This is a genomic window from Pectobacterium atrosepticum, from assembly GCF_000740965.1.
GTDB lineage: Bacteria > Pseudomonadota > Gammaproteobacteria > Enterobacterales > Enterobacteriaceae > Pectobacterium > Pectobacterium atrosepticum.
This window is the reverse complement of record NZ_CP009125.1, coordinates 1-14,396: the sequence shown is the minus strand read 5'-3', so window position 1 is coordinate 14,396 and position 14,396 is coordinate 1. Positions and strand designations below refer to the sequence as shown.

13 protein-coding genes are annotated in these 14,396 nt (G+C 51.1%); 6 read left to right on the top strand and 7 right to left on the bottom strand.

All coding sequences use genetic code 11. From position 1 onward, the window contains the following. Positions 1-54: 54 nt before the first annotated feature. From rbsB to GZ59_RS00045, 5 genes are all read right to left on the bottom strand, one after another. A complete protein-coding gene (gene rbsB / locus GZ59_RS00065; protein WP_039289276.1) occupies positions 55-942 on the bottom strand; it encodes a ribose ABC transporter substrate-binding protein RbsB in 888 nt (295 codons plus the stop codon). Between the two features lie 25 nt (positions 943-967). Further along, positions 968-1,936, bottom strand: coding sequence for a ribose ABC transporter permease (gene rbsC / locus GZ59_RS00060; RefSeq protein ID WP_039289274.1), 969 nt, complete (start codon positions 1,934-1,936; stop codon positions 968-970). Between the two features lie 7 nt (positions 1,937-1,943). Then, the gene (gene rbsA, locus GZ59_RS00055; RefSeq protein WP_039289273.1) at positions 1,944-3,449 is read right to left on the bottom strand and encodes a ribose ABC transporter ATP-binding protein RbsA; all 1,506 of its coding nucleotides are present in this window, start codon (positions 3,447-3,449) and stop codon (positions 1,944-1,946) included. 7 nt (positions 3,450-3,456) lie between these two features. Next, positions 3,457-3,876: a D-ribose pyranase gene (gene rbsD / locus GZ59_RS00050; protein ID WP_039289271.1), complete on the bottom strand. Its 420-nt coding sequence runs from the start codon at positions 3,874-3,876 to the stop codon at positions 3,457-3,459. Positions 3,877-4,080: 204 nt separating this feature from the next. Further along, positions 4,081-4,476 (bottom strand): YgiW/YdeI family stress tolerance OB fold protein, encoded by a 396-nt coding sequence (locus GZ59_RS00045; protein WP_039289269.1) that lies wholly within the window; start codon positions 4,474-4,476, stop codon positions 4,081-4,083. Between the two features lie 244 nt (positions 4,477-4,720). Here GZ59_RS00045 and qseB point away from each other — a divergent pair, with 244 nt between their 5' ends. Then, positions 4,721-5,383, top strand: coding sequence for a quorum sensing response regulator transcription factor QseB (qseB, locus tag GZ59_RS00040; protein ID WP_039294600.1), 663 nt, complete (start codon positions 4,721-4,723; stop codon positions 5,381-5,383). Beyond that, on the top strand, positions 5,380-6,729 hold the full coding sequence (qseC, locus tag GZ59_RS00035; protein WP_039289267.1) for a quorum sensing histidine kinase QseC: 1,350 nt from the start codon (positions 5,380-5,382) through the stop codon (positions 6,727-6,729). Before qseB ends, qseC begins: the two co-directional genes overlap by 4 nt. A gap of 170 nt (positions 6,730-6,899) precedes the next feature. On the opposite strand, the gene kup is transcribed toward qseC, so the two are convergent. Next, positions 6,900-8,768 carry a low affinity potassium transporter Kup gene (gene kup / locus GZ59_RS00030; RefSeq protein ID WP_011091655.1) on the bottom strand — a complete coding sequence of 623 codons (1,869 nt, stop codon included), beginning with the start codon at positions 8,766-8,768 and terminating at the stop codon, positions 6,900-6,902. Positions 8,769-9,245: 477 nt separating this feature from the next. Between kup and ravA the strand changes: the two genes are divergently transcribed. Both ravA and viaA read left to right on the top strand, forming a co-directional pair. Then, positions 9,246-10,745 (top strand): ATPase RavA, encoded by a 1,500-nt coding sequence (ravA, locus tag GZ59_RS00025; protein ID WP_011091654.1) that lies wholly within the window; start codon positions 9,246-9,248, stop codon positions 10,743-10,745. 5 nt (positions 10,746-10,750) lie between these two features. Continuing rightward, complete coding sequence (gene viaA, locus GZ59_RS00020; RefSeq protein WP_011091653.1) at positions 10,751-12,229, top strand: ATPase RavA stimulator ViaA; 1,479 nt, start codon at positions 10,751-10,753, stop codon at positions 12,227-12,229. Here the strand turns inward: viaA and asnA are convergent. Beyond that, positions 12,226-13,218 (bottom strand): aspartate--ammonia ligase, encoded by a 993-nt coding sequence (gene asnA / locus GZ59_RS00015; RefSeq protein WP_039289264.1) that lies wholly within the window; start codon positions 13,216-13,218, stop codon positions 12,226-12,228. The genes viaA and asnA overlap by 4 nt on opposite strands. Positions 13,219-13,370: 152 nt before the next feature. Between asnA and asnC the strand changes: the two genes are divergently transcribed. Both asnC and mioC read left to right on the top strand, forming a co-directional pair. Continuing rightward, positions 13,371-13,832: a transcriptional regulator AsnC gene (asnC, locus tag GZ59_RS00010; RefSeq protein ID WP_011091651.1), complete on the top strand. Its 462-nt coding sequence runs from the start codon at positions 13,371-13,373 to the stop codon at positions 13,830-13,832. Positions 13,833-13,921: 89 nt separating this feature from the next. Then, on the top strand, positions 13,922-14,365 hold the full coding sequence (gene mioC, locus GZ59_RS00005) for an FMN-binding protein MioC (RefSeq protein ID WP_011091650.1): 444 nt from the start codon (positions 13,922-13,924) through the stop codon (positions 14,363-14,365). Positions 14,366-14,396: the final 31 nt, after the last annotated feature.

Below are 14,396 nucleotides of genomic sequence, written 5' to 3'. Positions count from 1 at the left end.
CGTTAATAATGCGCCACCACAAACGGGTGGCGCGAGTCCTGCTTTATGCTTTACTTATTTTGCTACCAGCTTCAAGTCAACCGGAATGATGGCCTGCGTTTTTTCACCTTTCAGCACTTTCGCAGCCGTTTCGATACCAATCACACCGATCTGGTCTGGACGCTGAGCCACTGTTGCTGCCAGCTTGCCTGACTCAACAGCCTTCACGCCATCCTGAGTACCGTCAAAACCCACAACCAGCACATCTGTTTTGCCTGCAGTTTGCAGTGCACGCAGTGCGCCTAACGCCATTTCATCGTTCTGAGCAAATACAGCCTGAACGTCAGGGTGTGCAGTCAGCAAGTTCTGCATCACGTTCAACCCTTTAGTACGATCGAAATCAGCAGGCTGGCTGGCCAGCATAGCGAATTTATTTTTCTCAGCAGATTTCATGAAACCCGCCCCACGCTCACGCGCCGCGGAGGTTCCGGCAATCCCTTCCAACTGAATGACCTTGGCGCCTTCACCCAATTTCTTGGCAATGAAGTCACCGGCTACTTTACCGCCAAAGGCGTTATCAGAAGCCACATGGCTCACCACGTCACCGCTGCTGGCGACGCGGTCCAGCGTAATAACCGGAATTTTAGCCTGATTTGCCATTTTGATTGCATTACCTACCGCATCAGAATCAGTCGGGTTGATCAGCAATATTTTGGTGCCGCGTACCGTCAAATCCTGAACGTTAGCCAGTTCTTTGGCTGGGTTATTCTGGGAATCCAGCACAATCAGCTCGTAGCCCAGTTTATCAGCTTCTTTCTGTGCACCCTCTTTCATGGAAACAAAGAACGGGTTATTCAGCGTAGAAACCACCAGAGCAACCGTATCTTTGGCCAAGGCATTAGTACTGACAGTCGCGCTCAGCGCAACAGCGGAAACCAGAGTAGCCAGCTTTTTCATATTCATAACTCAATTCCTGTGTGAATGAAGGTTATTTACTGCTTTTGTTATCTACCAGAACCGCCAGCAAAATGACGACTGCTTTGACGATCATTTGGTAGTAAGAAGAAACACCTAATAAATTCAGTCCGTTGTTGAGGAAACCAAGGATAAGTGCGCCGATCAACGTGCCAACGATACGCCCTTTACCCCCAGCCAGACTGGTGCCGCCCAATACCACAGCCGCGATAGCATCCAGCTCATACCCTGTACCCGCCGTAGGCTGTGCAGAGGACAAACGTGCGACTTCAATAATTCCCGCCAGGGCAGATAGCAGCCCACACAGGGAATAAACAATAATCTTGATTTTATCAACGCTGATGCCAGATAAACGGGTTGCGGATTCGTTACCGCCCAACGCATAGATATAGCGACCCAGGCGCGTATGGTGCAGCATGTACCAGGCCGCAGCGAATACGATAGCCATAATCCAGATTGGCGTCGGAATACCCAGCGGACGACCAATGCCGAACCAACCAAAAGCATCTGCGACGTCGGAGAAGCCAGTATTCACCGGGCTACCGTTGGTATAGACCATCGTCACGCCGCGCAGTAGCAGCATCATGACCAGCGTGGCGATAAACGCCTGAACTTTACCTTTAGAAACGATGACACCGGTGCCCGCGCCAATCAGCGCACCCGCAGCCAGTGCGCCAAACACAGCCACCAGCGCATTCACTTCAAGCCCAACGATGGATGCCGCTATAGCCCCCGTCAGCGCCAGCAGTGAACCCACCGACAAATCAATTCCCGAGGTCAGTATCACCAGCGTCATGCCGACGGCCATAATGGCATTCACCGACGTCTGCTGAAGAATATTAAACAGGTTATTCAGGGTGAAAAAGTTAGGGCTCAGGGCGGAAACAACTGCAATCAGGATCAGGAGCGCGATCAGCGATTTCTGCTCCAGTAACCACTCTTTGCTAAACCAGCGTTTTGCCGCGATAGATTGAGAACTCATGTCTGACTTACTCCTGCTTTGCGCCGTATTGCTTACCAACGGCCGCAGCCATCAGTGCTTCCTGGGTTGCTTGCTCAATCGGGAAATCACCGCTCAAGCGCCCTTCATGCATCACGATGATGCGATCGCTCATTCCCAAGACTTCGGGCATTTCGGATGACACCAATATGATGCTCAGCCCTTCTTCTTTGAATTGATTGATTAACTGATAAATTTCTTTTTTCGCCCCGACGTCAACGCCACGCGTCGGTTCATCGAGAATCAAGACATTAGGGCGCGTCATCAGGCCACGAGCAATCGCTACTTTTTGCTGATTGCCACCGGAAAGCAGGCCGATAGGCTGCTCCATTGAGGGCGTTTTGACGTTGAACAGGCGGATAAAATCGGCGACCGTCAGTTGCTCTTCAGCGTGCTTGAGACGACCGCCCGCATGGCTGAAATAGCGCAGTGCGGTTAATGACATGTTTTCTTTTACCGACATGCCCAGCACCAGACCATCACGCTTGCGGTCTTCGGAAATGTAGACAATACCGTTCGCCAAGCCATCCTGCGGTTTACGGGTCACCACGTCGCGGCCATCAAGCGTCACATTGCCGCCCGTTCGTGGCAGCGCGCCGTAGAGAATCTTCATCAGTTCGGTACGGCCCGCGCCCATCAGCCCTGCGACGCCCAGAATTTCACCTTTACGTACTGTAAAGTTGACGCTGTCAACGCCCGGCCCAGACAGGTTCTGCACCTTAAGACGAACCTCTCCCGGCGCTTTATTCGAGCGCGGATACTGATCTTCCAGCTTGCGGCCCACCATCATTTCAATCAGCGTGTCTTCCTCTAAGTCACTCACCGGGCGTTCGCCGATAAACTGACCATCGCGGAAAACGGTAATGTCATCGCAGATTTCAAAGATTTCTTTTAGGCGGTGGGAAATGTAGACAATGCCGCATCCCTGAGATTGCAGCTCGTTGATCACGCTGAATAACGAAGCAGTTTCGGTATCCGTCAAGGCATCGGTAGGTTCATCCATGATGATGACTTTGGATTCAAAGCTCAGCACCTTGGCAATTTCCACCATTTGCTGATCGCCAATCGATAAATCCCCCACCATACGGCGACTGTCATAGCATAGATTAAGGCGCTTCAGCAGCTTATCGGCTTCCGCATACATCTTATTCCAATCGATACGACCAAAGCGGTTGGTAAATTCACGACCGAGGAAGATATTCTCGGCAATTGTGAGCTGGGGAATCAGGTTAAGCTCCTGATGGATAATACCGATACCTGCTTCCTGAGACGCTTTCGGCCCGTTAAAATCCACCTCTTGCCCCAGAAAATGGATACTGCCGGCATCTTTACGATAGATCCCGGTCAGGACTTTCATCATGGTGGACTTACCCGCACCGTTCTCGCCCACCAGCGCCATCACTTTTCCCGGATAAACATTGAGTGCCGCACCGGAAAGTGCTTTAACGCCGGGAAAAGATTTCGTGATGCCTTGTAGTTGCAGTAAAGGTTGCATTGATGCCTCAGAACGTTACGCCAGCACAAAGGATGACATTGGCATACGGAGAGCACTCTCCGCTGCGAATGATGGCCCGGCTTTTACCGCTTTGGGTTTTAAATTCTTCATGGCTGACATAGTGCAATGCAATTGAGTTTCCCTGATGCTGTTCAAGTTGCTTCAATTGATCGAGTAATGCGTCATGGACTGCGGGGTTCTTTTCAATCATCTCTTCCGCCAGAATAGCGGCCTCAACCTGCATTTCGCTGGTAACAACATTAACCACCTGCAAAAACGTTGGCACATTGTGCGTCAACGCCAGATCGATACGGGTCGTCGTTTCAGGAATCGGTAAGCCAGCATCACCAATAACAAGGCTATCGGTGTGCCCCAACCGAGCAATCACGGAAGAAATATCTGAATTCAGTAATGCTGATTTTTTCATCTTCTCACCCCACCAGCGAAACGTTTCGCTAACAACATTCTAGAAAAAGAAGTGGGAAAGGCAACGAAGAAATAAAAAAAATGTGATCGCCATCGAAACGTTTCGCTAACAAAAAAAGAAAGGTAACGAAGGGCCGTTATAGAAGATTGATAAATAGAGAAATGGCGGGCAATCGCCCGCCACGAGAGAATTGAAGATAGCGTACTAGAGTTTACGGATCTGCTTCACATCCAGCTCAACGGAATTGAAGTCTTTATCCAATTCCCCTTGGATTTCCACTTTATCCGTGGGCGAAACCATTTGGCCATTCCAGCGCTTGTGATCGATTTCGACTTCCATCGTGCCTGTGGAATCGCGGAACAGATAGTTCTCATCACCGATCCGTTTTTCAATATTACCGCTTAACGTAACCCAATTATCGTCACGCAGATCTTTAGCCTTATCTACCGTTGTGAGGGAATTCTGCGGATCGATGAATCCCCCTTTATGTGTGCCAACCGCGGACGTTTCTGGGTTGACGAAACCACCGCCGCTTTGTGCGGCAAATACGGGTGCAGAAACCAGAGCGGTAATGGCGAATAACGCAGCTGCTTTTTTCATATTGTTCCTTCCTTATTTTGCGTGCCGTTTCGCAGTCAACCTGCGGGTGTAATCGGTCTTCGAGAAGGATTAAAACAAACCGTTCTTAACAGAATCTTAAGGAGTCAGCTTTTACATTTTTATTTTTTTATATTGCAGAAATCACCCGATTTCAGCGATTTGTCCTGTACACATCGGCCCCCGATTTCGTATAAAACCGGAAAAGGCGCAAATGCGACAGCGGCACATCCCCTGCGAGGCAGCCATGAGAGTATTGTTAATCGAAGACGATCGCCTGATCGGTGATGGCCTAAAAGCTGGGCTTAACAAACTGGGCTTTAATATTGATTGGTTTACGGAAGGTAAAGCGGGCGCTACCGCATTGAAGGCCGCCCCTTATGATGCAGTGGTGCTCGATCTCAGCCTGCCGGGCATGGACGGCATGGATATCCTGCGCCAGTGGCGTCAGGCTGGACATGACGAGCCGGTACTGATTCTGACCGCCCGCGATGCGCTGGAACAGCGCGTAGAAGGATTGCAGCAAGGAGCGGATGATTATTTATGTAAGCCCTTTGCGCTGACAGAAGTTGCCGCTCGCCTGCAGGCGCTGATTCGTCGCCGTCACGGCCAACTCCAACCCGTATTAACACATGGCGCTGTTTCCCTTGAGCCTGGCTCACGGAGCGTCACGCTTAACAGTGAGCCGTTGATACTAAAATCCCGCGAGCTGGCGCTGTTGGAACTGTTCTTGCTCAATCCGAACCGCGTACTCACGCGCGCGCAGTTGGAAGAGAAGCTCTACAGCTGGGATGATGATGTCTCCAGCAATGCGGTAGAAGTCCATATCCACCACCTGCGCAAAAAGCTGGGCAGCGGGTTTATTCGTACCGTGCATGGCGTTGGCTATATTCTGGGAGATGCACCATGAACCGACTCAGTCTGCGTTTACGCCTGATTGCGGGCTTTGCGCTGCTGACATTAATGTGCTGGAGTGTAGCCAGTCTGCTTTCCTGGTATCAAACACGTCATAACATCAATGAGTTATTTGATACTCAGCAAATGCTGTTTGCCAAACGTCTAGCCACCATGAATCCCGATGAATTGCGAATCCAATCGACTTCTCTGCCCAAAACCAAAAGTCTGGTACATAAAAACCGAGGTAAACAGGATGATGATGCGCTGGCCTTCGCCATTTTTACCCGCGATGGGAAAATGGTGTTGAACGATGGCGATAATGGCAAGGATTTCATTTTTGACTCTACGCGCAACGGCTTCACCGACGGCAAACTGCGTGATGATAACGACGCGTGGCGCATCGTCTGGCTAACGACGGAGGATAATCGTTACGTGATTGCTGTGGGTCAGGAATGGGAATACCGTCAGGATATGACGCTGGATATTGTAAAAACTAACCTGATGCCCTGGCTGTTTGCGCTGCCGATCATGCTGGCGCTGCTGTTCTGGCTGGTGACGCGTGAACTATCGCCGCTAAAACGTATTGCTGCAGAGCTTCAGTTACGCTCCCCTGACGAAAGCACACCGCTGGCGACACAGCGCATCCCACAAGAAGTCCTCCCACTGGTCAACGCACTGAATCTCCTGTTTTCCCGCATACACGATATGTTGACTCGCGAGCGCCGTTTTACCTCCGATGCCGCTCACGAACTGCGTAGCCCGCTGGCGGCATTGAAAGTTCAAACCGAAGTCGCGCAGCTGGCCCATGACGATGAGGCCATGCGTCGGCATGCATTAATGAATCTGGATAAAGGTATCGATCGCGCCACCCGACTGGTGGATCAGCTCCTGACGCTATCACGACTGGATGCCGAATCGCATCCCGAGGGGATGCGGCCCGTTCAGTTCAATGAATTACTACAACAGGCGGTGATCGCGCATTACCGCACTGCACAAACCGCAGGTATCGAACTAACACTGGACTTACCGGATACCCCCATTATCCGGCAGGGCCATCCGCTACTGCTGACACTGCTGGTACGCAATCTGCTAGATAACGCCATTCGTTACAGCCATGAAGGGGGAACAGTAAGCCTGACGCTGACAGAGCGGGGCTTTCAGGTTGCGGACAACGGGCCGGGCATCAGCGATGAAGCGTTGGCAAGAATCGGCGAGCGTTTTTATCGCCCACCAGGGCAGGAAAAATCCGGCAGTGGTCTGGGGATTTCCATCGTGAACAATATAGCCATGCTGCATCAGATGCGGGTTACATTCACCAATCAGCCCCAAGGGGGGTTAATTGTGTCGGTGAATTGGTAGGGTATTATCTCTATCGTTAAATCACTGAGCACACGGCTTTCCCAATAGGCAGCAACTCGCTGCTTGTTATTAGGGAAACACGGGGATGAGGTTCCCGCAGGGACGCCTCGCCCCGTGGTCGACCGTATATCTCGATCTCATCCCAACATAACTTCCTATATTGGATTCGTTTAAATCTCGACCTGAATCCCCAGTTCAATCAGCCTGTTCGGCGGTATTTCAAACTGATCCGCTGCCCGCAGCGCATTGCGGCTGAGCATCATGAACAGCTTACCGCGCAAGCGCAGATACCAAGGCCGTTCACCGATAATCAGCGACTCATTGGACATAAAGAAAGACGTTTCCATCATTTGGCAGGTTAATCCTTCCTGCCAACAGCGTTGAAAGACCTCTTCCACATCAGGCGTTTCACGCCAGCCATAGTTGGCGATCACACGCCAGAATGTTGGCGAAAGCTGTTCAACCGTCACTCGGCGGGCATTCAACACATAAGGTGCATCCTCCGTTCGCATGGTCAACAGCACCACTCGTTCGTGCAGGATCTTGTTATGCTTGAGGTTATGCAGCAGCGCGAACGGGATCACACGAGTGGCGCGAGAGAAATACACCGCCGTACCAGGAACCCGCGTCGGCGGCGATTTCTCCAGCGATGCAATCATGGCATCCAGCGAATTACCATGCTCATGCAACCGACGCAGCAGCCTGAAACGTTCGCTTTTCCACGTCGTCATAATAATAAACATTACCATACCTAGCGCCAGCGGCAACCAGCCACCGGACAGGATCTTGACCACGTTTGCCAAAAACATCGGCACGTCGATAATCAGCAGGCCCACCAGTAAAACCCACGCCAGATAGCGGTTCCAGAGCCAGTTCTTCACTGCAACCGTACAGAATAGAATGCTGGTAATCACCATCGTGCCCGTTACCGCAATACCGTAAGCCGCAGCCAGATTGCTCGAATGTTCAAAACTGACAATCACGATGACAACCGCGATATAAAGCATCCAGTTAATGGCGGGAATATAAATCTGACCAGATTCCATATCTGACGTGTGTACGATACGCATCGGCGGCAAATAGCCCAGCCGCACTGCCTGACGCGTCAGGGAGAAAACGCCGGAAATCACTGCCTGCGAGGCAATAACCGTCGCCAGCGTGGCCAGCACCATCAGTGGAATCAGCGCCCAATCTGGCGCCAGCAGGAAGAACGGATTTTTGATCGCCTCTGGGTTCTTCAACAGCAGTGCGCCCTGCCCGAAGTAATTTAACACCAGCGACGGCAACACCACCGTAAACCAGGCCAGACGAATCGGGAATTTACCGAAGTGCCCCATATCTGCATACAATGCTTCGACCCCAGTAATAGCCAGCACCACGGCGCCCAGTGCAAAGAACGACACTGCTTTATATTCGATAAAGAAGCGAACGGCGTACATCGGATTCAACGCCTGCAAAACTTCAGGGTTAGCGATAATGCCACGCACCCCAAGTACGCCAAGCGTCAAAAACCAAATCAGCATCACGGGCGCAAACAGCTTGCCGACGCTGCCGGTACCGTGTTTTTGAATGATAAACAGTAAAGTCAGAACGACAATCGATAGCGGAACGATATAGCTGTCCATCGCCGGTGCGGCGATTTCTAGCCCTTCCATCGCCGACATCACCGAGATGGCCGGCGTGATGACCACTTCCCCATAAAAGAAGCTGCCGCCGATCAATCCCATGATGACCAGCACGGACGTCATGCGATCGGAGGTATTACGCCCAGCCAGCGACATTAATGTGAGAATGCCACCTTCACCCGCGTTGTCGGCACGCATCACATAGGTCAGGTATTTCAGCGAAACAACGAGGACCAATAGCCAAAAGATCAGTGAAAGAAAGCCAAAGACCGAATGAGGCTCGACCCCAAAACCAAACTGCCCTGATAAACATTCCCTTAACGTATAAAGAGGGCTGGTTCCTATATCTCCATAAACCACCCCGATAGCCGCCAGCGTGACAGCCGGAAGCGAACGTTTATGTTCTGAGCTCATAAACCTATCTTCTGTTATTAATCAGTCCGCGAAGTGCGTCATTCACAGCAACTCGTCCAAAAGCGCACAGTATGCACAAATCAGGATGAAAACCCATTTTTATTGTGCGACCCATCTTCTACACCCTAAATAATTCGTGTTGTAGGGCAAAACGTTAACGTTTTAAACAACACAAAGCGTTGGCCCTTTAGGACGAGGCACACACAAGAGTGCCGAGTAGCGACGCCAACACACCTGCAATTTGCAGTATGACGGGTGTACACGAAACATCCTGTAAAAGGTCGTTTATTGCTTACTTACCCCGTTAGGGTGTAATAATCCGTAAAAGTATTCTAATAAAAATCTGTGATCTGCCGTTTATTATTACTATTGTCTTTCTGAAAGTAGGGTTTTTCTGAGACACCGCTTTCAGTAAGGCAGTCAGGTTCAAAAATAAACGATTTCAGTACATCACATCATGGGACTAACGGATTAATTATGCGTCAAACTGCGGCATTGGCTGAAAGAATTTCTCGCCTCAGCCATGCGCTAGAACATGGGCTCTACGAAAGACAGCACACTATTCGCCTCTGTCTGCTGGCAGCGCTAAGCGGAGAAAGTGTTTTTCTGCTGGGGCCACCAGGTATAGCCAAAAGTATGATCGCCCGGCGCCTTAAATTCGCTTTTCGTCATGCGAACGCATTTGAGTACCTGATGACCCGCTTCTCCACGCCGGAAGAGGTGTTTGGCCCCCTTTCTATTCAGGCACTAAAAGATGAAGGCCGCTACCAGCGCCTGACAGCCGGTTATCTGCCGGAAGCCGAAATCGTGTTTCTGGATGAAATCTGGAAAGCGGGCCCCGCTATTTTGAACACGCTGCTGACGGCCATTAACGAACGACGTTTCCGCAATGGCAACAGCGAAGACACGATCCCCATGCGCCTGCTGGTCGCGGCCTCGAATGAACTACCGGAGGCTGATGGCGGTCTGGAAGCGCTCTACGACCGAATGCTCATCCGTCTATGGCTCGATCGGGTACAGGAAAAACAGAATTTCCATGCGCTGCTCGTGAATAACAGTAGCGATCGCGATAACCCCGTCCCACCCGCTCTCAGCGTTAGCGATGAAGAGTACCAACAGTGGCAGAAAGACATTGAGCACGTCGCGCTGCCGGAAGTGGGCTTCGAGCTGATTTACATGCTGCGCCAACAGCTAGATGCGCTGGAACAAGCGCCCTACATTTCCGATCGACGCTGGAAAAAAGCCTTGCGTCTGCTTCAGGCCAGCGCATTTTTCTGCGGTCGAGATGCCATCACGCCAGTTGATATTATTCTGCTAAAAGACTGCCTCTGGCATGACCAAAGCACGTTAACGCTCATCGAGCGCCAGCTTGAACTGCTGATTACCGAGCACGCCTATCAACAAAAAAGCCTGCTGTTTCGTCTTCAGCAGGTAAATACCAAACGTCAACAATACCAGCGTGAACAAAGTGAATTGCAGGCATTTTCAGTAGAGAAACAGGGGCACTTTCTGGGCCGGAAATTCCATTACACCTTGCCTGACACGATCGCCGCTGAAACATTGGATCTGGTGCTGCAACGCCCGCTGATCCTGCACGATATTGAAGTCAACCATCTGACCATTGAGAAGAATGCCTTGCAAGGCTGGCTGCAAAAAGGGGGAGAAATCCGGGGTAAGCTCAACGGTATTGGCTTTACCCAACGTCTCGATCTGCTGGTGGACGATAGACAGCATCTGGCGATTCGCGATATCAGCCTGCAATCCTCTGTTCTTTCTCTGCCAGAAAAACGCGACTGTGCACTTCCTGCCGAAATTACCGATGAATATGAAAAGCTAAATATGCAGCTTCGCGAACAGCGTCGCTTATTCAGCCAGCATCAGCCTTGCCTGTTCGTCCCTAGTGAGTGGCTGGCTAAAATAGAAGCCAGCCTGCAACAGGTCGCCGAGCAGATCCAGCAATCAGAGCAACAGGACTAACGCCGATGATCACGCTGGAATCACTGGAAATGCTGCTGTCTATCGATGAAAACGAGCTGCTGGACGATCTTGTCGTCACGCTGATGGCGACGCCGCAACTCGCTTTCTTCTTTGAAAAGTATCCCAGCCTGAAATCCGCGTTACTCAACGATCTCCCTCACTGGAAAGAAACGTTAAAGCAGCGCCTTCGCACCACGCAGGTACCGCCAGAGCTGGAAAGGGAGTTTAGCTGCTACCAACGTTCACAATCGATCGACAACCAGGCCTTTCAGACACGCCTGCCTGCGATTATGGATACGCTGAACAACGTGGAATCGCCGTTTCTGACGCAGGCCTCACAGCTCATTACCTCTCCAGAGAGAACCTTAGGGCAGAAGGTAACGAGTGGGCTACATGCGCTCTTTCTTCAACGCTGGCGGCTGAGCCTGACACTGCAAACCGTTTCACTGCATCAGCAATTGATGAATCAGGAGCGGGAAATCCTGCTGGATGAACTACAACAGCGTCTTACCCTCAGTGGCAAACTCGAACCGATTTTGGCCGAAAATGAAAACGCGGCTGGTCGGCTATGGGATCTCAGCGCCGCACAGCGTATTCAAACCGATCCCCGTCTATTACTGGATTTCGGCACTTTCCTACAACGCCAGCCTGCATTACAGAAGTTGGCGGAACGACTGGGGCGCAGTCGGGAGACCAAATCTATCCTCACGCAGGAAGCGCCACAAGAAGCCTTCAGGGTAAGAGTACGAGAACCGGCCACCGTGCCTGAGCAGGTGAGCGGCGTGCATCAGAGCGACGATATCTTGCGTTTGATGCCGACTGAGCTGGTGACTCTGGGCATCAGCGAACTGGAATACGAATTTTATCGTCGCCTGCTGGAACATCGGTTGCTGACCTATCGCTTACAAGGTGAGAGCTGGCGCGAGAAAGTCACCGAGCGCCCTGTTGTGCATCAACAAAATGAACAGCAACCGCGTGGCCCGTTTATTGTCTGCGTTGATACTTCAGGTTCTATGGGTGGCTTTAATGAACGCTGCGCGAAAGCCTTCTGTCTGGCGCTAATGCGCATCGCGCTCGCTGACAACCGCCGTTGCTACATCATGCTGTTTTCTACCGGCGTGGTGAAGTATGAGCTGACGTCTGAGGACGGGTTAGAGCAGGCGATACGTTTTCTCAGCCAGTCCTTCCGCGGTGGCACGGATATGGCTGCCTGTCTGTCAGCGTTGTTGGATAAGATGGACGATGCACTTTGGCATGATGCCGATGCCGTGGTGATTTCGGATTTTATCGCCCAGCGGTTGCCGGATGAGGTGGTGAATAAGGTGAAAAGCCGTCAGAAGCAGCTACAGCATCGTTTCCATGCTGTAGCGATGTCCGATCATGGCAAACCCGGCATCATGCACATCTTTGACCATATCTGGCGCTTTGATACCGGGTTAAAAAGCCGCTTAATGCGCCGCTGGCAGCACGGCAAGGCTTATTAAAGCAGGCCAGAAACCGACTCACGCAGCGGCTGTGGCCATACACCGCACTGAACCTGACCAATGTGCGGCAATTGCAGCAGTAGCATGACCAAGCGAGACTGACCGATTCCCCCACCGATCGTTTGTGGCATCTCACCGCGCAGCAGCGCCTGATGCCATTCAAGCTTCAGACGTTCCTCATCCTGCGTCAGTGCCAGTTGGCGTGTTAGCGCCTCTGCGTCCACGCGGATACCCATGGATGAAATCTCAAACGCATCGTTCAGGACTGGGTTCCAGACGACGATATCGCCGTTCAAACCCGCCAATTCCTGCTCGCCTGGTGTCGTCCAGTCATCATAATCCGGTGCACGCACATCGTGAGAGTGTCCGCTGGACAGCTTACCGCCAATCCCAATCAGGAAGACCGCACCCAGCTCTTTAGCTATAGCTCGCTCACGCCCTTTGGCGTCCAGATCGGGATAACGCTTCAGCAAGGTTTCGGTATGCACAAAATGAATCTGCTCTGGCAGGAAAGGCTGAATGCCAAACGCCTGATGTACCGCAGCCTCAGTCGCTTTAATGCCTTGATAAATACGCGTGACCGTCGATTTCAGATATTCAGCATTGCGCTCGCCATCCCCCATCACGCGCTCCCAATCCCACTGATCGACATAAACCGAGTGGATCGGGCTCAGGCGATCTTCGTCCGGACGCAGCGCCTTCATGTGAGTATAAATGCCTTCACCGAAGCTAAAATCATACGCGCCCAGCGTTTTGCGTTTCCATTTTGCCAGTGAGTGCACCACTTCAAATGTGGCATCCGGTAAGGCTTTTACCTTAACCTGCACCGCTTTTTCTGTACCAGACAAGTTATCCTGTGTGCCATCGCCTATACGGCTGAGAATCGGTGCCTGGACTTCAATCAATCCCAGAAGCTGCTCCAGTTGACTGGAGAAGAAAGATTTAACGAAGCTGATTTGCTGTTGCTTTTCGATGTACTGCTTTTTCATTGCCGCGTCTCTTATTCATCGTATTTAGTTGTTCATTAAGCAATAAAAACCGCTAGTCATTCAATAATCTTATGGATAAATTGCACTTGTGCTTTTAATCCGTCATTTTATAGCGGTATAAAATCATTATTCGATAAAATAGGAGGCTCAAAGTGGCAGAAATTTATCAGATCGATAATCTCGATCGCGGCATTCTTTCCGCCTTAATGGAAAATGCGCGCACCCCTTATGCCGAACTGGCAAAACAGTTTTCCGTCAGTCCAGGAACGATCCACGTTCGGGTGGAAAAAATGAAACAGGCGGGCATCATTATCGGCACGCGTCTGGACGTGAATCCAAAACAGTTAGGCTATGACGTGTGCTGCTTTATCGGCATCATTCTGAAAAGCGCCAAAGATTATCCCTCGGCGCTGGAAAAGCTAAACAATCTGGAAGAAGTGGTCGAGGCCTACTACACCACTGGGCATTACAGTATCTTTATTAAGGTCATGTGTCGTTCGATCGAGGCGCTGCAACACGTACTTATCAACAAGATCCAAACAATTGATGAAATTCAGTCCACCGAAACACTGATCTCCCTGCAAAACCCCATTATGCGGACGATCGCCCCGTAATGCTTTTTTCCTATACCCATATTATCCACAGGTAGATCCCAGCCAGATCACAGCGTACAATGTCCCGTCTTTTATCGGATGGGATCACTATGGCAGACATTACCTTAATCAGTGGCAGTACCCTTGGCAGCGCCGAATATGTGGCAGAGCATTTGGCTGAACTGCTAGAAAAGGATAATTTCTCCACTGAAATTCTGCATGGCCCTACGCTTGATGCACTTCCCGAGAGCGGTATATGGCTGGTGGTAACGTCGACACACGGCGCAGGGGAGTTCCCTGACAACCTAAAAGCGCTGTTTGAACAGTTGGAACAGCAAAAGCCCGATCTTTCTCAGGTGAATTTTGGTGCGATAGGGATCGGCAGTAAAGAGTACGACACGTTCTGTGGCGCGATCCAAACAGCGGATCGTCTACTAGCCCAATTGGGGGCTAAAAGGATCGGTGAAATTCTCGAGATCGACATCACGCAGCATCAGATTCCAGAAGATCCAGCAGAAGAATGGCTAGGATCGTGGGTTAATTTACTCAAATAAGATTAAATATTCGGCAGTTGAATGTGGATAA